The organism is Paracoccus aeridis (assembly GCF_004923205.2).
GTDB classification, from domain to species: Bacteria; Pseudomonadota; Alphaproteobacteria; order Rhodobacterales; family Rhodobacteraceae; genus Paracoccus; species Paracoccus aeridis.
Genome location: NZ_SELD02000001.1, coordinates 32,556 through 48,149, shown reverse-complemented (window position 1 = coordinate 48,149; position 15,594 = coordinate 32,556). Strand labels below are relative to the sequence as shown.

At 73.0% G+C, this 15,594-nt stretch carries 17 protein-coding genes and 1 pseudogene; 7 read left to right on the top strand and 11 right to left on the bottom strand.

The features are described from left to right. Position 1: 1 nt before the first annotated feature. Genes ELI80_RS00270 through ELI80_RS00260 form a run of 3 tightly spaced genes read right to left on the bottom strand, consistent with a single transcriptional unit; the run spans position 2 to position 1,345 of the window. Entirely contained in the window at positions 2-544 is a 543-nt protein-coding gene (locus ELI80_RS00270) for a MotE family protein (protein WP_136648666.1), read from the bottom strand. Further along, the gene (locus ELI80_RS00265) at positions 537-869 is read right to left on the bottom strand and encodes a hypothetical protein (protein ID WP_136648664.1); all 333 of its coding nucleotides are present in this window, start codon (positions 867-869) and stop codon (positions 537-539) included. Before ELI80_RS00265 ends, ELI80_RS00270 begins: the two co-directional genes overlap by 8 nt. After that, positions 866-1,345, bottom strand: a complete 480-nt coding sequence (locus ELI80_RS00260) for a flagellar basal body-associated FliL family protein (protein WP_136648661.1) — start codon at positions 1,343-1,345, stop codon at positions 866-868. Before ELI80_RS00260 ends, ELI80_RS00265 begins: the two co-directional genes overlap by 4 nt. A gap of 107 nt (positions 1,346-1,452) precedes the next feature. Here ELI80_RS00260 and fliF point away from each other — a divergent pair, with 107 nt between their 5' ends. The 4 genes from fliF to fliP all read left to right on the top strand — a co-directional run bounded on the left by fliF (position 1,453) and on the right by fliP (position 4,656). Continuing rightward, on the top strand, positions 1,453-3,054 hold the full coding sequence (gene fliF, locus ELI80_RS00255; protein ID WP_136648659.1) for a flagellar basal-body MS-ring/collar protein FliF: 1,602 nt from the start codon (positions 1,453-1,455) through the stop codon (positions 3,052-3,054). Beyond that, positions 3,051-3,617 carry a hypothetical protein gene (locus tag ELI80_RS00250; RefSeq protein WP_136648657.1) on the top strand — a complete coding sequence of 189 codons (567 nt, stop codon included), beginning with the start codon at positions 3,051-3,053 and terminating at the stop codon, positions 3,615-3,617. Before fliF ends, ELI80_RS00250 begins: the two co-directional genes overlap by 4 nt. Next, positions 3,614-3,868, top strand: coding sequence for a FliM/FliN family flagellar motor switch protein (locus ELI80_RS00245; RefSeq protein WP_136648655.1), 255 nt, complete (start codon positions 3,614-3,616; stop codon positions 3,866-3,868). The genes ELI80_RS00250 and ELI80_RS00245 overlap by 4 nt, the downstream gene beginning before the upstream one ends. 65 nt (positions 3,869-3,933) lie before the next feature. Continuing rightward, a complete protein-coding gene (fliP, locus tag ELI80_RS00240) occupies positions 3,934-4,656 on the top strand; it encodes a flagellar type III secretion system pore protein FliP (protein WP_136648790.1) in 723 nt (240 codons plus the stop codon). An 11-nt stretch (positions 4,657-4,667) separates the two neighbouring features. Here the strand turns inward: fliP and acpS are convergent, their stop codons facing one another. From acpS to ELI80_RS00210, 6 genes are all read right to left on the bottom strand, one after another. After that, positions 4,668-5,069 (bottom strand): holo-ACP synthase, encoded by a 402-nt coding sequence (gene acpS / locus ELI80_RS00235; protein WP_136648653.1) that lies wholly within the window; start codon positions 5,067-5,069, stop codon positions 4,668-4,670. Positions 5,070-5,205: 136 nt separating this feature from the next. Continuing rightward, complete coding sequence (locus ELI80_RS00230) at positions 5,206-5,754, bottom strand: hypothetical protein (protein WP_136648650.1); 549 nt, start codon at positions 5,752-5,754, stop codon at positions 5,206-5,208. Further along, positions 5,751-6,497 carry a pyridoxine 5'-phosphate synthase gene (locus ELI80_RS00225; RefSeq protein ID WP_136648648.1) on the bottom strand — a complete coding sequence of 249 codons (747 nt, stop codon included), beginning with the start codon at positions 6,495-6,497 and terminating at the stop codon, positions 5,751-5,753. Before ELI80_RS00225 ends, ELI80_RS00230 begins: the two co-directional genes overlap by 4 nt. Before the next feature lie 30 nt (positions 6,498-6,527). Further along, positions 6,528-7,370 carry a 4-(cytidine 5'-diphospho)-2-C-methyl-D-erythritol kinase gene (locus tag ELI80_RS00220; RefSeq protein WP_236641245.1) on the bottom strand — a complete coding sequence of 281 codons (843 nt, stop codon included), beginning with the start codon at positions 7,368-7,370 and terminating at the stop codon, positions 6,528-6,530. Continuing rightward, the gene (locus ELI80_RS00215; protein ID WP_136648646.1) at positions 7,367-9,418 is read right to left on the bottom strand and encodes a tetratricopeptide repeat protein; all 2,052 of its coding nucleotides are present in this window, start codon (positions 9,416-9,418) and stop codon (positions 7,367-7,369) included. The genes ELI80_RS00220 and ELI80_RS00215 overlap by 4 nt, the downstream gene beginning before the upstream one ends. Positions 9,419-9,520: 102 nt before the next feature. Next, positions 9,521-11,176, bottom strand: a complete 1,656-nt coding sequence (locus ELI80_RS00210; protein WP_136648644.1) for an electron transfer flavoprotein-ubiquinone oxidoreductase — start codon at positions 11,174-11,176, stop codon at positions 9,521-9,523. 243 nt (positions 11,177-11,419) lie between these two features. On the opposite strand from ELI80_RS00210, the gene greA reads away from it, so the two are divergent. Together greA and ELI80_RS00200 are read left to right on the top strand one after the other, a co-directional pair. Beyond that, entirely contained in the window at positions 11,420-11,890 is a 471-nt protein-coding gene (gene greA / locus ELI80_RS00205; RefSeq protein ID WP_136648642.1) for a transcription elongation factor GreA, read from the top strand. A 1-nt stretch (position 11,891) separates the two neighbouring features. After that, the gene (locus ELI80_RS00200; RefSeq protein WP_236641244.1) at positions 11,892-12,881 is read left to right on the top strand and encodes a hypothetical protein; all 990 of its coding nucleotides are present in this window, start codon (positions 11,892-11,894) and stop codon (positions 12,879-12,881) included. A 28-nt stretch (positions 12,882-12,909) separates the two neighbouring features. On the opposite strand, the gene ELI80_RS00195 is transcribed toward ELI80_RS00200, so the two are convergent. Then, positions 12,910-14,001 carry a catalase family protein gene (locus ELI80_RS00195; protein WP_136648637.1) on the bottom strand — a complete coding sequence of 364 codons (1,092 nt, stop codon included), beginning with the start codon at positions 13,999-14,001 and terminating at the stop codon, positions 12,910-12,912. 144 nt (positions 14,002-14,145) lie between these two features. Between ELI80_RS00195 and ELI80_RS00190 the strand changes: the two genes are divergently transcribed. Continuing rightward, positions 14,146-14,985 (top strand): CoA transferase, encoded by an 840-nt coding sequence (locus ELI80_RS00190; protein ID WP_136648635.1) that lies wholly within the window; start codon positions 14,146-14,148, stop codon positions 14,983-14,985. Positions 14,986-15,059: 74 nt separating this feature from the next. On the opposite strand, the pseudogene ELI80_RS16260 reads toward ELI80_RS00190, so the two are convergent. Then, positions 15,060-15,530, bottom strand: a pseudogene (locus tag ELI80_RS16260) (GNAT family N-acetyltransferase); the annotation flags it as partial. Positions 15,531-15,594 lie beyond the last annotated feature (64 nt).

Here is a 15,594-nt window from a genome sequence, read left to right as displayed (position 1 = left end):
GTCAGTCCTTCGCGGCTGGGGTGGCGCCGAGGCGCGCGGACAGGATCGCCGCGTGCGACGGCTCGAGCGCCGCGATGATCCGCGCCCCCGTCTCGGGCTGGACGCGGGCCAGGATCTCGGCGCCGAAGTCGGGGGGAAGGGCGGCGAGCACCTCGGCCGCCTCGGCGGGCTTCATCGCGTCGTAGACGGCGATCAGGCGCGAGATGCCCTCGTCCGTCCGGGTCTGCGCCGCGGCCTGGCCCCGGCCCAGCGCCTCCTTCGCGGCGCGGAGCTGCGCGAGCTTCGCCGAAAGCCGCTCCTCGGCCGCGGCGATCTCGGCCCGGCGGCTGTCCAGGGCCTCGATGCCGCGATCGACCGCGATGCCGCGCAGGCGCAGCGTCTCGGCAAGCTCCACCGCCTCGGGGACGTCGGTGCATCCCTCCATCAGCGCGGGCGCCGCGGCGAAGGCGCGCATCTGGTCGCCAAGGGGGACGAGCCGCAGCCCCTGCAGGGCCGCGAGCGTGCCAAGGCCCAGCGCGGCGGTGGTCAGGACCGCCCTACGCATCGGCGGCCACCCGGCGGCGCAGGCGCGCGCGGCGGGGCGCGTCGTCCGCCACCATGCTGCGCTGAAGCGCCCAGTAGGCACGCTCGGCCTTGGCCCGCTCGACCTCGGAGGCAAGGGCCCTGGTCGCGGCGGTCGCTTCCGCCCGCGCGGCGCCGATCGCGCCTTCCAGCCGCCCGATCTCTGCCGTCATCACGGCAATCGCCGCGCCCAGGCCCGTCTCGAGGTCGTTCAGCCGCCGCAGACGACGCGACAGAAGCAGGCAGAAGCCGGCAAGGCCCCCGGCAAAGACGCACAGCGCCAGCTGCAGGATCGTGGACAGGGTCATTGGATGCGGAACTCCGTGATCAGCAGGTCGCGCACGGCGTCTTCGCCCAGGACGAAGCGGGCGCGCGTCGCCATTTCGGCGCGCAGGATTTCAAGGATGCCGCGCCGGTCGAGCGCGGCGGGATCGATCCCGGCCAGGAGGCCGTTGAAGGCGTCGACGACGCGCGGCATCAGCAGCTTCGCCTGGTCGGCCTGCAGGGGATCGGTGTCGATCATGGCGGTGACGACGAGCGAGCGCCCGCCCGACCCGGGCAGCGACAGGACGATGCGCGGCACGTCGAGGAACGCGACCGCCGGCGCCGCCCGCGCCGCGGCGGCGGTCTCGGCGGGGCCCAGCAGGGCAATCGGCGACCACAGCCCCGCGAGCGTCGAGCCCGCGCCCGCGCCAAGCGCCAGCACCGGTACCAGCACCGGAGCGAGGCGCTTCAGCAGCGGCTTGCTCGGTCCCGCCGTCGTCTCTGCGGTGATTTCGGTCATCGTGATTCTCCGTCCTGCAGGCAGAGCGATAGCAGGACGGGGCTAACGCATTCTTAATCGGCCCCATGCGATGAGGATCCCGCAGACGGGACGAATCGGAGCATGGCATGCAGAAGCTGCTGGACTACTGGACCGCGCGCAGCGCCTCGCAGCGGGTGACGCTGGTCGCGGCCTTCGCCCTGACCTTTCTCGCGGTGGCGGGGTTCGCGTGGCAGTCCAGCCGGACCGAGATGGCGCTGCTCTACGGCGGTCTCGACGGGGCCCAGTCCGGCGCGATCATGGCCGAGGTCGAGAAATCCGGCGTCCCCTACCAGGTGCGAGGCGATTCGATCTGGGTCGATGCCGCGGAACGGGACCAGATGCGGATGACGCTGGCGGGGCTCGGCCTGCCGAACGCGGGCGGCGCGGGGTACGAGATCCTGGACGGCATGTCGGGCTTCGGGACGACCTCGCAGATGTTCGACGCGGCCTACTGGCGCGCCAAGGAAGGCGAGCTTGCGCGCACGATCCTGGCGCTGCCGAACGTCAAGACGGCGCGGGTGCACCTCGCCGTGCCCCAGGGCCGCGGCTACCGCCGCGACGTCGCAGGCACGGCGTCGGTGACGCTAACGACGAACGGCGCCGCGGTGGACCGGGCGCAGGCGCAAGCGCTGCGCTTCCTCGTGTCGTCCGGGGTGCCGGGGATGACGCCGGACCGCGTCACGGTGATCGACAGCATGCGCGGCGTCGTCGCCGCCGCCGACGAGCTTGGCCCGACCGACCGCGAGGCGGAGCTGAAGCAGAACGTCGAGCGGATGCTCGAATTCCACGTCGGTCCCGGCAACGCGATCGTGGAGCTGAACATCGCCGTCGCGACCCAGGCCGAGCAGCTGACCGAACAGCGCTTCGACCCGACCCAGCGGGCGCTCGTCTCGCAGGAAAGCCAGGAAACGACCGACGCATCCACCAACCAGTCCGGCGGTCCGGTCACGGCCTCCTCGAACCTGCCCGAAGGCCAGGACGCTGAGGGCGAACAGAACCGCGCCAACAGCTCGGAAACGCGGCAGGTGTCGAACTACGAGGTCAGCCGGACCACGCGCGAGGTGGTGACGCAGCCCGGCGCGACCCGCCGCCTCACGGTCGCGGTGATGGTGAACGGCGTCCCCGTCACCGGCGACAAGGGCGAGGTCACGCTGGAGCCGCGGGGCGAGCCCGAGCTCGAGGCGCTGCGCGAGTTGGTCGCATCCGCCGTGGGCTTCGACGAGGAACGCGGCGACGTGATCACCGTGAAGTCGCTGCCTTTCGCGGCGCTGTCGGGCGACGGCACCCTGGCCGAACGCGGCGGGTTCATGGACCGGCTGGAACCGAACGGGCTGATCCGGCTGGCGCTCGTCGGGCTGTTCGCGCTGCTGGTCGCAGCGATCGTGCTGCGCCCGGTGCTGCGCGCCCGCAACGCGCCGGCGCAGGCCCAGGCGCAGGCGCTGCTCGACGACAGCGGCGCGGCACCCGCCCTGCCCGGCCCCGCGCCCTTCGCGCCGGCGCAGCCCGCGGGCGGGGTCACGGACCTGCCGGGGCTGCCAGCGCTGTCCATCGCCGGGCCGGACTACGACTTCACCCCTCCAGCGCAGCCGGCGGACCCGGTGGCGCGTCTGCGCGAACTGATGCGCGAACGCCAGCAGGACAGCCTGCGGATCCTGTCGGGCTGGATCGATGACAAGGAAAAGGCATGATGACCGCGGCGATCCTGAAGCTCGAATCCTTCGACCGGCGCCCGCCCCCGCCGCCAGCGCTCTTCACCCAGGCCGACCTCGACGCGGCCTTCGCGGCGGGCGAGGCCCGGGCCCGGGCCGCAGCCGACGCCGACGCCCGCGCCGACCTGGCCGCGAGGGTGGCGGCGCTGGACGCCTCGGTCCGCGAGCGCACCGCATGCCGGGCCGGGATGATGGGCGAGGTGGTCGGGGCGCTGAAGCCGGTCCTCGACGCCTTCGCGGACGGCGCACTGCCGGTCCTGGCGCGCGCGCGGATGCAGGCGGCGGTGCTGGCCGAACTGGAGCGTCTGTCGGACAGCGCCGACGATTGCGGCACGGCCGCCCTGCGCTGCGGGCCCGACGACGCGGCGCTGCTGCAGGACTGGCTCGGCCGTCCGGGCTGCGCCATCGCGCTCGACCCGACCGGCGCGCCCGGCACCGTGGATCTGGCGATCCGGGGCGGGCGCGTCTGCTTCGACCACGCGGCCGTCACGCAAGGCTTCCGCGATCTTTTCCGCGACTTCATGGATGGACTCACCGAATGACCGACATCTCTTCCCTCATCGCCACCGACCTGATCCAGGTCGAGATCGAGATCAGGCTGGGCCGCACCCGCCTGACCGTGGCCGAACTGTCGCGGCTGCGCCCCGACGACGTGCTGGCGCTGGACCAGGAGGTCAGCGACGGCGTCGACATCTGCATTGCCGACAAGGTGATCGCGCGGGGCGAGCTGGTCGACGACGGCAGGCCCGACGGGCGGCTTGCGGTACGGATCCTGTCGGCGGGACAGGCGTGACGCGACCCGCCTTCCTTCGCCGGGCGACCTGCGCCGCCGTTGCGGCGGCCGCGCTGGCCCTGCCGATGGCGGCGGCGGCGCAGGGCCTGGGCGAGGCGGCGCAATCCGCGGCCCAGGGCCTGGGCAACAGCGCGATCCTGATCTTCCTGGGGCTGACGCTCCTGTCGCTGGCGCCCGGCTTCGCGATCATGGTCACCTGCTTCCCGTTCGTGGTGACGGTGCTGTCGATCTTGCGGCAGTCGATCGGGCTGCAGCAGTCGCCGCCGAACATGCTGATCGTCAGCCTCGCGCTGTTCCTGACCTGGTTCGTGATGGACCCGGTCCTGCGCGAGGTGTGGAACGTCGCGGGCGCGCCGCTGCAGCAGGGCGTGATCTCCATCCCCGAGGCGTTCGACCGCGGGATCGTGCCGTTCCGCGATTTCATGGCCGCCCGCACCGACCCCGACACGCTGGCGGCGATGGCCGAGGTCGCGCCGCGCCCGGCGCCCGATCCGGCGCCCGGGCCCGCGTCCGGGCCGGAATCCGGGCCGGCGCCCGCCGGGGTGCCGCTGTCGGTGCTGGTCCCGTCCTTCATGCTGTCCGAGATCCAGCGCGCGTTCGAGATCGGGTTTCTCATCTCGCTGCCGTTCCTCATCATCGACCTGGTGGTGTCGGCGGTCCTGATGTCGATGGGGATGATGATGGTGCCGCCCGCGATCGTGGCGCTGCCGTTCAAGCTGGCGTTCTTCGTCGTGGTGGACGGATGGGGGCTGATCGCGGCGGCGCTGGTGCGCGGCTACCAGCCGTGACCTTCAGGGCGTCAGCCCTCGGGCACCGCCTCGATCACGACGAAGGCCTGCGCCCAGGGGTGGTCGTCGGTCAGCGTGACGTGGACGACGGCGCGGTGGCCCGGCGGCGTCATCGATGCCATCCGCTCGGCCGCCCAGCCGGTCAGCGTCATCCGCGGCTGGCCCGTGCGCAGGTTCGTCACCGCCATGTCCTTCCAGACGATGCCCATGGCAAGGCCGGTTCCCAGCGCCTTGCTGCACGCCTCCTTCGCGGCCCAGCGCTTGGCCAGCGTCGCGGCCTCGTTCGCGCGGCGCGCGGCGCGCGCGAGTTCGGCCGGCGTGTAGACGCGATTGCGGAAGCGGTCGCCGTGGCGTTCCAGAACGCCGGCGATCCGGTCGATGTTGGCGAGGTCGGTGCCGATGCCGAGGATCATGGGCGGGTTCCCTCCTGCGCGGCAGGCCCCGGGCCGGTGGCGCGGGAAGATCCCCGGCTGCAGGCCTGGCAGGACATTGCGCGGGAACCGCCGCGGCCGCGGGCCTTTGCTGCGCCTGAGGGCAGGCCATCGCGCATCATCGCGGCGACGTCTCGCCCCGGACGCGGCCCGTGGACTGGTCGATCGTGACCGTCAGCGTGCGGGGCGCGCCGTCGCCCCGTTCCGGGTCATGGACCTCGACCGGGATGGCGAGCGTCAGCCCGCGGACCGGGTCGTAGCTGGCCTTCCGGGCCGGGAAGTCCATTCCCCGAAAGCCCGTCCGCCCGGACAGCGACACCACTTGGCACTGGCGGAACATGCCGGTCTCGTCCGCTGGCGGGCTGAGGACGAGAAGGTGGAACGGCGCGCCCGCGGGCTCGACCGTGTCGAGCGCGGCCACGCGGATCTTGCCTTCGGCATAGGTGGCGGTGCTTTCCTCCCACGGCTCGGCAAGGGTGTCGATCCGCTCGCCGTCGCCGCAAGGGCGGACGGTGGCGGGTTGGGCGGGGGCAGGTTGGGCGGGGGCGGGATGTGGCGCGGCGGGTTCAGCGCCGGCGGCCTCTGCCCCGGCAACCGGCGCGGCAAGCGGCCCCGCCAGCACTGCGGCGAGTGTCGCCGCGACAAGCCCGGCGGGCAGGCCGCTCACGTCCGCGCGCCGCTGCGGCCCGCGTCCATCCGCGCGCGCATCTCGGCGATCGCGGGACCAAGGCCGGTGAAGATCGACTCGGCAATCAGGAAATGGCCGATGTTCAGCTCCGCCAGTTCCGGCAGGGCCGCGATCGGCCCGACGGTGTCGAAGGTCAGGCCGTGGCCCGCGTGCACCTCGAGCCCCAGCGACGCGGCCAGGCGCGCGCCGTCGGCCAGGCCCACGAGTTCGGCGTCGCGTTCGGCAGCCCGCCCCTCGGTGTCGAGGTCGCAATAGGCGCCGGTGTGCAGTTCCACCACGGCCGCCCCCACGCGGGCGGCGGCGTCGATCTGGCGCGGGTCGTGGCCGATGAACAGCGACACCCGGCACCCCGCGTCGCGCAGGGGCGCGATGAAATCGGCAAGCCAGCCCTCGTCCCGCGCGACGTCGAGACCGCCCTCGGTCGTCCGCTCCTCGCGCTTTTCGGGCACGAGGCAGACCGCGTGCGGACGGTGCCGCAGCGCGATCGCCTGCATCTCGGCGGTCGCGGCCATCTCGAGGTTCAGGGGCACCCGCAGCGCCCCGGCCAGCCGGGCGATGTCGTCGTCCGAGATGTGGCGCCGGTCTTCGCGCAGATGCGCGGTGATGCCGTCGGCGCCGGCTTCCTCGGCGATCAGCGCCGCCCGCAGCGGGTCGGGCCAGGGCGTGCCGCGCGCGTTCCGCACCGTCGCCACGTGATCGATGTTCACTCCAAGCCGCAGCATCGCGCCCCCCTCGTCCGATCCGCCCGCAGGTTAGCGCGCCGGGGGCGGCGAAGGTAGGGTGTGCGTTTGCGCGACCCACCAGCCGGGCCGGGCCCGCGCGATGGCGTCTCGCGCCGCCTGCGCGGCGGCCGCATCGGCGAAGACGCCGAAGCAGGTCGCGCCCGATCCCGACATGCGGGACAGTCGTGCGCCCGCGTCCCGCAGCGCCGCCAGCACGTCCGCAATGGCGGGCGCAATCCCGATCGCCGCCGCCTGCAGGTCGTTGCGGGTGCCGTGCAGCCAGCCCAGCAGCGCCGCCGCATCGGGCGACGCCGGCAGGACCGGCAGCGCCGGGTTGTCGCGCCGTTTGAGCGCCCGGAACACCGCCGGGGTCGGAACCGCCACGCGCGGGTTCACCAGCAGCAGGTGCAGCGCAGGCAGGCCGGGCAGCGGCTCGACCGCCTCTCCCACCCCGTTCATCCGGGCGGGAACGGACGCGAGGCAGACGGGCACGTCGGCACCCAGGCCGGCCGGATCGGCGGGGGAGCGCCCGAGCGCGCGCAGCACCGCCGCCGCGTCGGCCGACCCGCCGCCGATCCCCGACGCGACCGGCAGCGCCTTGTGGAGCGTGATCGCGCAATCGGCGCCCACCGACCGGGCGGCGCGCAGGCACAGGTTGTCCTCGTCGCCTGCCAGGTCCGCCGCGAAGGGGCCCGTGACCGCAAGCGACAGCGGACCCGGCGCCACCGTCACGCGGTCGCCCAGCTCGGTGAAGACCACGAGCGAATCGAGCAGGTGGTAGCCGTCGGGACGGCGGCCGGTCACGTGCAGGCAAAGGTTGATCTTGGCCGGGGCCGGCTCGACGCAGGCGCGGGGCAGGTCCGGCCGCGTCACGGCCGGGGCGGCACCGGCTCGTCGCCAGCGGGGGCGTCGGGGGCGTCGGGGGTGTCGGCATCGGAAGGTGCGGGCGTGTCGTCCACCGCGGCTTCGGGCGCGCGCGCCCCGTCCTCGGCAGCACCATCTTCGGCAGCACCGTCGTCCGCAGCGTTTTCGCCCGCAGCACCGTCGCCGGCAGCATTGCCGTCCGACGCAGGCGCAGGTTCGGGCGGCAGGCCGAAGCCTTCGGGCAGCTTGCCGCCGTTCGCCGCCTCGGCGGCCAGCACCGCGTCCAGCCCGACCTCGATCTTGGCGCGGATACGGTCGCGGTCGGTGTCGGTGTCGTCCTCGGTCCACAGGCTCAGCGCGCGGCGCCACTGCACCTCGGCCTCGCGCTGGCGCCCGGCCTTCCAGTAGACGTCGCCCATGTGGTCGTTGACCAGGCTGTCGTCGGACATGGCCGCGACCGCGCGCTCCATCGGCGGCACCGCGTCCTGGTAACGGCCCAGCCGGTAGTAGGCCCAGCCGAGCGAATCGAGGATGTAGCCGTCGTCGGGGCGCAGTTCGACCGCGCGTTCGATCAGCCGCAGCGCCTCGTCCAGGTTCACGTTCCGGTCGACCCAGGAATAGCCGAGATAGTTCAGGATCGCGGCGTGGTCGGGCTGCAATTCCAGCGCCGCCTTCATGTCGGCGTCCGACCTGTCGTACTGGCCCGACCGTTCCAGGGCGATGCCGCGGGCGTAGAGCGGGAACCAGGACGCCTGCCGGTCCTCGCCCTTCGCCAGCAGCGCGACCGCGCGGTCGTAGGCGGCGACCGCGTCCGTCCACTTGTCCTGCTGGCGCAGAAGGTCGCCCAGCGAGGTCCAGGCCGAGGCGAGGTCCGGCTGCGCCACCGTCAGCGCGCGGGCGGCGCTTTCCGCGTCGGCCATGCGCTCGGCCTGCACCAGCGCCTCGATCCGGGCAAGCTCCGCCACCGGGCGCACCTCGCCCGCGGCGGCGAGCGCGCCGAACTCGTCCTCGGCCAGGTCGAACTGCCCCAGCGACTGCAGCAGCTGCGCCGCGATCAGGCGGGCCTCGCCCAGGCCGGGCGAGACGTAGCCGGCGAGCCGGGCATGGATCAGGGCGAGCGGATCGGGCTCCTCGCCCGTCGCCAGCGCGCCCGCGAAGGTCAGGAACACCTGCGCGATCCCGTCGGCCGGCCCCTTGATGCTGTCGAACGGCAGCGTCTCGCCCGCTTCCAGCCGCCGGCGCATGTCGACCAGGATCGGCTCGTTCTCGATCCCGCTCAGACGGTCGATCAGCGCGATCGCGTCGGCGTTGCGGTCTAGCTGCGACAGGACTTCGGCGTGCGCGACCAGCCCCAGCAGGTGCGCGCTGACGCCGGGGGCGGCCATCGCCTCGTTCGCGCCCTCGTAGTCGCCCACATTCGCGCGGGCGAGACCCAGGTGATAGCGCGCCATCGCCTCGGCGCCCGGCACCTGCTCCATCGTCTCGAACGCGGCCATCGCCTCGTTCGCGTCGCCCGCGCCCAGAAGCGCCCAGGCGCGGATCATGCCGTCCAGAAGCGCGCCGCCGCCCGGCGAGTCGTCGCCCGGCGCGGCCTCGATGTCGGCCAGGACGTCCCGCCACTTGCCCTGCTTCACGAGATCGGCGCGCAGCACGATCCGCGCGAGCGGCGTGGCCGCGTCCCGCGCCCGCAGTTCGTTCGCGTATTCGATGGCGCGCGGCATCTGCCCGGCCGACACCAGCGAGACGAGGTAGCTGTCCTGCAGCACCACGTCATCCGGGTCGTGGCTCAGCGCCTCGCCGTACCAGTGGGCGGCGGCGACGAAGTCGTTGCCGATCGCGGCGGCGCGCGCGGCCAGATAGGGCCCGGCCGCGCCGTCGATCGGCTGGCCCGGCCTGTCCGCCTCGGTCGCGCCGGGCGGGGTCCCGTCCTGAAGCGCCCCGTCCTGAAGCGTACCGGCTTGCGGCGCCGCGGCGGGCGGGGTCTGCGCGGCAAGCTGCGCCGGGGCGATCTGCGCCGCGACCAGCGCCGCGAGCGCGAGGGAATACAAGGGTTTCATGTCGCGTCCGGCCCGATCTGGCTGTCATTCATGTCGGGCGGACCCTAGCCGCCGGGCCGCGCCGGGGCAACGTCCGGCGCCCCGGTGCGGCCGGCGGCCCGATCACATGTTCGGATAGTTGGGCCCGTCGCCGCCCTGCGGCGTGGTCCAGACGATGTTCTGGCTGGGGTCCTTGATGTCGCAGGTCTTGCAGTGGACGCAGTTCTGGAAGTTGATCACGAACCGCGCGCCTTCGGGGGCGCTCGCATCCTCGACCACCTCGTAGACGGCGGCCGGGCAGTAGCGCTGCGCCGGTTCCGCGTATTCGGGCAGGTTCACCCGGATCGGAATCGTCGGATCCTTCAGCTTGAGGTGGCTGGGCTGGCTTTCCTCGTGGTTGGTGAAGGAAAACGCCACGTTGGTCAGGCGGTCGAAGCTCAGCTTGCCGTCGGGCTTGGGATAGGCGATCGGCTTGAACTTCGCGGCCTTGCCGGTCGCGGCGGCGTCGGTCTTGCCGTGCTTCCAGGTCCGCAGGAAGTTGCGCCGGAAGATCGAGGCGAACCACATGTCCGCCCCGCCCAGCATCAGCGAGCCGACCATGCCGGTGCGCGACCAGGCGGGCTTGACGTTGCGGACCCGCTTGAGATCGTCGGCGACGGGGCCGGACCGCAGCGCGTCCTCGTATTCGACCAACTCGTCGCCCTCGCGCCCCGCGGCGATCGCGGCGGCGGCGGCTTCGGCGGCGTGCATCCCCGACTGGATCGCGTTGTGGCTGCCCTTGATCCGCGGCACGTTCACGAGCCCGGCCGAACAGCCCAGAAGGACCGCCCCCGGCACCGTCAGCTTCGGGATCGACTGCCAGCCGCCCTCGCTGATCGCCCGCGCGCCATAGGCCACGCGCTTGCCGCCTTCCAGCAGCTCGGCGATGGCCGGGTGATGCTTGAAGCGCTGGAACTCGAGATAGGGGTTCAGGTACGGGTTCTCGTAGTTCAGGTGAACCACGAAACCGAGGTAGACCTGATTGTTTTCCGCGTGGTAGATGAACGACCCGCCGCCCGCGTTCCGGCCGAGCGGCCAGCCCATCGTGTGGACGACCGTGCCTTCCTTGTGCCTGGCGGGGTCGATCTCCCAGATTTCCTTCATGCCGATGCCGAACTTCTGCGGCTCGTGCCCGGCCGACAGGTCGTAGTTCTGGATCAGCTGCTTGGCGAGCGACCCGCGCACGCCCTCGGCGATGAAGACGTACTTGCCGCGCAGCTCCATCCCGGGCTCGTAGCCGGGGCCGGGGGTGCCGTCGTGGCTCAGCCCCATCTCGCCCGCGACGACGCCCGCGACGCGGTCGCCGTCCATCACGAGCGCGCTCGCGGCCATGCCGGGGAACACCTCGACCCCCAGCGCCTCGGCCTGTTCGGCCATCCAGCGGCAGACGTTGCCAAGGCTCACGATGTAGTTGCCGTGGTTCGACATCAGCCGCGGCATCGGCCAGGCGGGGATGCGGACCGACCCCGCCTCGCCCAGGACGAGGAAGCTGTCGGACGTGACCTCGGTCCTGATCGGGGCGCCGCGTTCCTTCCAGTCGGGCATCAGCCGGGTCAGGGCGCCCGGGTCCAAGACCGCGCCCGACAGGATGTGGGCGCCGACCTCCGAGCCCTTTTCCAGCACCACCACGTTCAGGTCGGGGTCGATCTGCTTCAGCCGGATCGCCGCCGACAGGCCGGCGGGCCCCGCGCCCACGATCACGACGTCGAAATCCATGGTCTCGCGTTCGATCTGGTTCACGGCTGGCTTCCCCCTTTGGCATGCTGACCCGACCTAACTAGAGATTCGGCCGGGGGTTCACAATAATTCCGCCGCGTTGCGGCAGGGTCACCTTGTCAGCCGGCGCCCTCTGCGGCCCGGTCCCTGCCACGGCCAGCTTGCATGACGGCGGCGATCGGGCCACGATACGGCCCGGACTGCCGCCCCCGCCCCACGGACGGGGGCGTTCGATTTGCTGCTGAGCGGGCCCGGCCCGGAGGACGAATGGAAAAGATACCGATGACCCGCGCCGGCTTCGACCAGCTGGACAAGGAGCTTCGCAACCTCAAGGGGGTGGAGCGGCCGGCCGTGATCCGCGCGATCGCCGAGGCGCGCGAGCATGGCGACCTGTCGGAAAACGCCGAGTACCACTCCGCCCGCGAGAAGCAGAGCTTCATCGAGGGCCGCGTCAAGGAGCTGGAGGGCGTCCTGTCCCGCGCCGAGGTCATCGACACGTCGAAGCTGTCGGGCAGCATCAAGTTCGGCGCCCGCGTGACGCTGCTGGACGAGGACACCGACGAGGAAAAGACCTTCCAGCTGGTGGGCGAGCAGGAGGCGGACCTCGAGCGCGGGCTTCTGAACGTGCGCTCGCCGCTCGCGCGCGCGCTCATCGGCAAGGACGAGGGCGACAGCGTCGAGGTGACGACGCCGGGCGGCGAGAAATCCTACGAGATCCTGTCGATCCGGTATGAGTGACATGCGCGAGCGCGCGCAGTCGCTGCTGGACGCCGCATCCCGCGACCGCGCGATGGGGGTCGGGATCGCCGTGTCGGCGGCGTGGCTGCTGCTGGTGCTGCTGTTCGCGTGGCTCGGCCCCGAGGGCGGGAACGGCGGCGCCGGCTGGCTTGTGGCACTCAGCGGGACGCTGATGCCGCTGGCGCTGATCTGGCTTGCGGTCGGGCTTGCGCGGTCCATCGCGGGCCTGCGGGCGGAAGCCGACGACCTGCGCGCCGAACTCGCCCGGCTTCAGGGCGGCCCGGCGCGCGGGTCCGACCCGATGCCGCCGCTCGAGCCGCGCGCGCCCCGTGCATCCGACCCGCGCCCCGCCCCTGCCCCGGCGGAAGCGCGCCCCCGCCCCGCACCCGGCCCCGGAGCTGCCGCCGGCCCGCGTCCGCAGGCGCGCGCGGCCCGGTCTGACGCGCCCGCCGACACTCGGCAGACGGCGCTGCCGCTGGACGAGGCCGCGTCGGTGTCGGTCTCGCCGATCGACCTTCTCCGCGCGCTGAACTTCCCCGACGGGCCGGACGACCAGCCCGCGATCCGCGCGTTGCAGGCGGCGCTGGCCGATCATGACACGATGCGCCTGATCCGCGCGGCACAGGACGTGGTCACGCTGCTGGCGCAGGCGGGGATCTACATGGACGAGCTTGCGCCGGAACCCGGCCCGGCCGCCGTCTGGCGCGCCTTCGCCGAAGGGCTGCGGGGGCCGCAGGTCGCGGTGCTCGGGGGCGTGTCGGACCCGGCGGCGCTGGAGGTTTCCGCCCACCTGCTGAGGTCGGACGAGATCTTCCGCGACGCCGCCCATCATTTCCTGCGCCAGTTCGACCGCATGATGGCGCGGGTGGCGCCCGACCTCGACGACGACTTCCTCGCCGCGCTGACCGAGACGCGGTCGGGCCGTGCCTTCGTCCTGCTGGCGCAGACATCGGGGATCTTCGGGGCGGGCCCGGCGGACGGCGGCACCTAGCCCGCCGCCGCGCCGCGTCAGGTCCGGCCTACAGGTCCGGCAGCGTCGACGGCTCGTGCAGCGGGCAGCCGGTCAGCTTGCTGCGGTGGCCGGCCGCGACCGGATAGACGTGCCGCCGCACCCGCATGATGTTGCCCAGCGGCCGGTGCGCTTCGACCCCGTGCCACGGTCGGAACGCGATCCGTTCGTCCACCTTCGCCGCGCGCTCCGGGCTCCACGCCTCCTGCGCGGGGACGCTGATCGTCGCGACGGGCTGATGGGGGCTCAGCTCCTCGCTCCACTCGACCGAGGCGTCCTCGACCGGCATCTTCTCGAGGTCGCGGCAAAGCTGCACGCGCAGGGTCCAGGATCCGCCCTCGGCCGCGAGGTTGTCGATCACCGTCTCGCGCAGGATGTTCGGATCGTCGAGCTTCACCTCCTGCCCGCTCAGCGCCTTGAAGCTGTCGGATTCCGGCACGATGCTCAGCTTTGCGATATGGTCGCCGTAGCGCGACGGAACCTGGCTGAAGTATTCCTCGCCCAGGGGGTTCGTGGGCAGGTAGCCGCCGAAGGTGGTGAGCGTCGGGCTTTTCAGCCCCAGCGCCTCGATGGCGCGCTCGACCGGGCGCAGCACGGCCGAAAGCGCAGCCTTCGCGCCCTCCGCCCGCTCCGTCGTCGCGGCGAGAAGCTTCAGGTTCGACAGGAACGTCTCGGCGTCGGGCGCGGAAAAGACCGGCCCGCCCGCCATCAGGAAGTCCTGCGTGGTCTGCCCTTCCGCCCCCGGCAGCCGGTCGCCCGGCACGTCGAAGACCTTGATCGCGATCCCGCGCGGCACCGACACGCTGTCGCGCAGAACGTCGCCCGGAATGGTCGAGATGCGGATCAGAACGTCGTAGCTGCGCGGCGTGGCGAAGATGCCCTGCGCCAGTTCCGGCGGCAGGCCGTCATGGACGGTGAGCCTGCCCTTCAGGATCGCGTGGCTCTTGGCGTGGACCGACCGGACGGCGTGGCCGTCGACCTCGTCCGTGCGGTCGATGATGGAGATCATCTGCTCGGCGATCTTCTCGGCCGTCGCGCGTTCGTCCGGCTGCAGGTCCTCGACATCGGGCGAATAGGGAACGGGATCCTTGAGGGACGTCATGGCGATGCTCCGGCCTGGACTTGCGGGTGGGTCGTCCCCGGTAAGCCGCGCAGGCCGCCGCAGGTTCCCCGGACGCCCGGATGTGCCCCTTTCCGGCGCCGCGGCATCGGTTAGCCTGCGCGCCTGTCTGGACAGGGGGCGACGATGGCGAATCGATCTGACGGTACCGGCGCGGGGGGTCCGCTCGCCGGCATGCGGGCGGTGTCGATCGCGGTGAACCTGCCCGGCCCGGCGGCCGCGCAGATCCTCGCGCACGAGGGGATGGAGGTCGTGAAGATCGAGGGGCCCGGGGGCGACCTGCTGGCCGACGCGGCGCCCGGCTGGTACGCGGAGCTGTCGGCCGGGATCGACGTACGCCGGCTGGACCTGCGGACCGGCGACGGCTTCGCGGCGCTCAGGGCGCTGCTCGCCGGCGCGGACCTGCTGCTGTCGAGCCAGCGCCGCGGCGGGCTGGCGCGGCTCGGGATCACCAGCAATGCGCTGGCCGCTATCAACCCCCGTCTCTGCTGGGTGGAGATCGTGGGCGACACCGACGCCCCCGACGTGCCCGGCCACGACCTCACCTATCAATTCGAAGCCGGGCTGCTGGCGCCGCCGACGATGCCGCGCACGCTGCTCGCGGACCTCGCCGGCGCGCGCGAGGCGGCGTTCGCGGCCGTGGCGCTGCTGCTGGGGCGCGCGGCAGGCGGCGCCGCACGGCACCGCGCGGTGGGGCTGCGGCAGGCGGCGCAGGGGTTCGACGCGCCGCTGCGCTTCGGCGTGACGGTCGGCGACGGGTTCCTGTCGGGCAGCCTGCCGGGCTACCGGATGTATCGCCTGCGCGACGGCTGGGCCGCGGTCGCGGCGCTGGAACCGCATTTCGCCGCCCGCTTCGCCGCCGCCGTGGGCGACGCCCCCGAGACGTTCTTCGCCAGCGCGAGCGCCGCCGAGATCGAGGCGCTCGCCCGGACCCACGACCTGCCGATCGAGGCGCGGCGGGACTGAACCGCGGTCCCGCAGGTCCGCCGCAGCACCTTCGGGCGGCCCGGCAGGCCCGCCTGCGCCCGGAACCCCGCGCGCCGGAACATGGCGAGGGCCGCGCGGTTGCCGCGCTCGACCTCGGCCCGCAGCGCGGGATAGCCCTGCCGCCGCGCCCGGGCCAGCGCCGCGCCGACCAGCAGCGCCGCGATGCCCTGCCCGCGCGACCCCGGCGCGACCACCAGGCAGTCGAGCACCAGGTCCGCCGTGCGCGGCGCGGCCAGCGCGCGCAGGGCGTCGAACCTGCGCCCGCGCAGCTGCAGGACGCCGCCGCCCGGCCCGCGCAGGCCGGTCAGGCCGACCAGCCGCCCCGCCTTGTCCACCGCAGCGATCACCCGGTCGCGCCGCAGGCCGCGCCGGATCAGGGCAAGCCGCAGCCGCGGCGCCGCGCGGGGCGCGATCCGGTGCCCGAAGGCACCGCAGATCAGCCGCGCCGCATCTGCCCTGAGCGCGAGCGGCAGCGGGCTAAGCAGCCGAAGAACGTTGGGTTCCGGGTCGGGCGAGCGGTTCATCAGGCGGCGCAGCCTGCCCCGCATCGCCCGCCCGCGCAAGGCTGCCGCAGGGCGACTGGCAAGC

Bases quoted from the DNA above. Each gene is read 5' to 3' on its own strand.
- ELI80_RS00225 (WP_136648648.1), bottom strand. From the start codon at position 6,497: ATGCTGCGGCTTGGAGTGAACATCGATCACGTGGCGACGGTGCGGAAC.
- ELI80_RS00260 (WP_136648661.1), bottom strand. From the start codon at position 1,345: ATGACCGAAATCACCGCAGAGACGACGGCGGGACCGAGCAAGCCGCTG.
- ELI80_RS00265 (WP_136648664.1), bottom strand. From the start codon at position 869: ATGACCCTGTCCACGATCCTGCAGCTGGCGCTGTGCGTCTTTGCCGGG.
- ELI80_RS00190 (WP_136648635.1), top strand. From the start codon at position 14,146: ATGGCGAATCGATCTGACGGTACCGGCGCGGGGGGTCCGCTCGCCGGC.
- acpS (WP_136648653.1), bottom strand. From the start codon at position 5,069: ATGATCCTCGGCATCGGCACCGACCTCGCCAACATCGACCGGATCGCC.
- ELI80_RS00200 (WP_236641244.1), top strand. From the start codon at position 11,892: ATGCGCGAGCGCGCGCAGTCGCTGCTGGACGCCGCATCCCGCGACCGC.
- ELI80_RS00195 (WP_136648637.1), bottom strand. From the start codon at position 14,001: ATGACGTCCCTCAAGGATCCCGTTCCCTATTCGCCCGATGTCGAGGAC.
- ELI80_RS00245 (WP_136648655.1), top strand. From the start codon at position 3,614: ATGACCGACATCTCTTCCCTCATCGCCACCGACCTGATCCAGGTCGAG.
- greA (WP_136648642.1), top strand. From the start codon at position 11,420: ATGGAAAAGATACCGATGACCCGCGCCGGCTTCGACCAGCTGGACAAG.
- ELI80_RS00270 (WP_136648666.1), bottom strand. From the start codon at position 544: ATGCGTAGGGCGGTCCTGACCACCGCCGCGCTGGGCCTTGGCACGCTC.
- fliF (WP_136648659.1), top strand. From the start codon at position 1,453: ATGCAGAAGCTGCTGGACTACTGGACCGCGCGCAGCGCCTCGCAGCGG.
- fliP (WP_136648790.1), top strand. From the start codon at position 3,934: ATGGCGGCGGCGGCGCAGGGCCTGGGCGAGGCGGCGCAATCCGCGGCC.
- ELI80_RS00250 (WP_136648657.1), top strand. From the start codon at position 3,051: ATGATGACCGCGGCGATCCTGAAGCTCGAATCCTTCGACCGGCGCCCG.
- ELI80_RS00215 (WP_136648646.1), bottom strand. From the start codon at position 9,418: ATGAAACCCTTGTATTCCCTCGCGCTCGCGGCGCTGGTCGCGGCGCAG.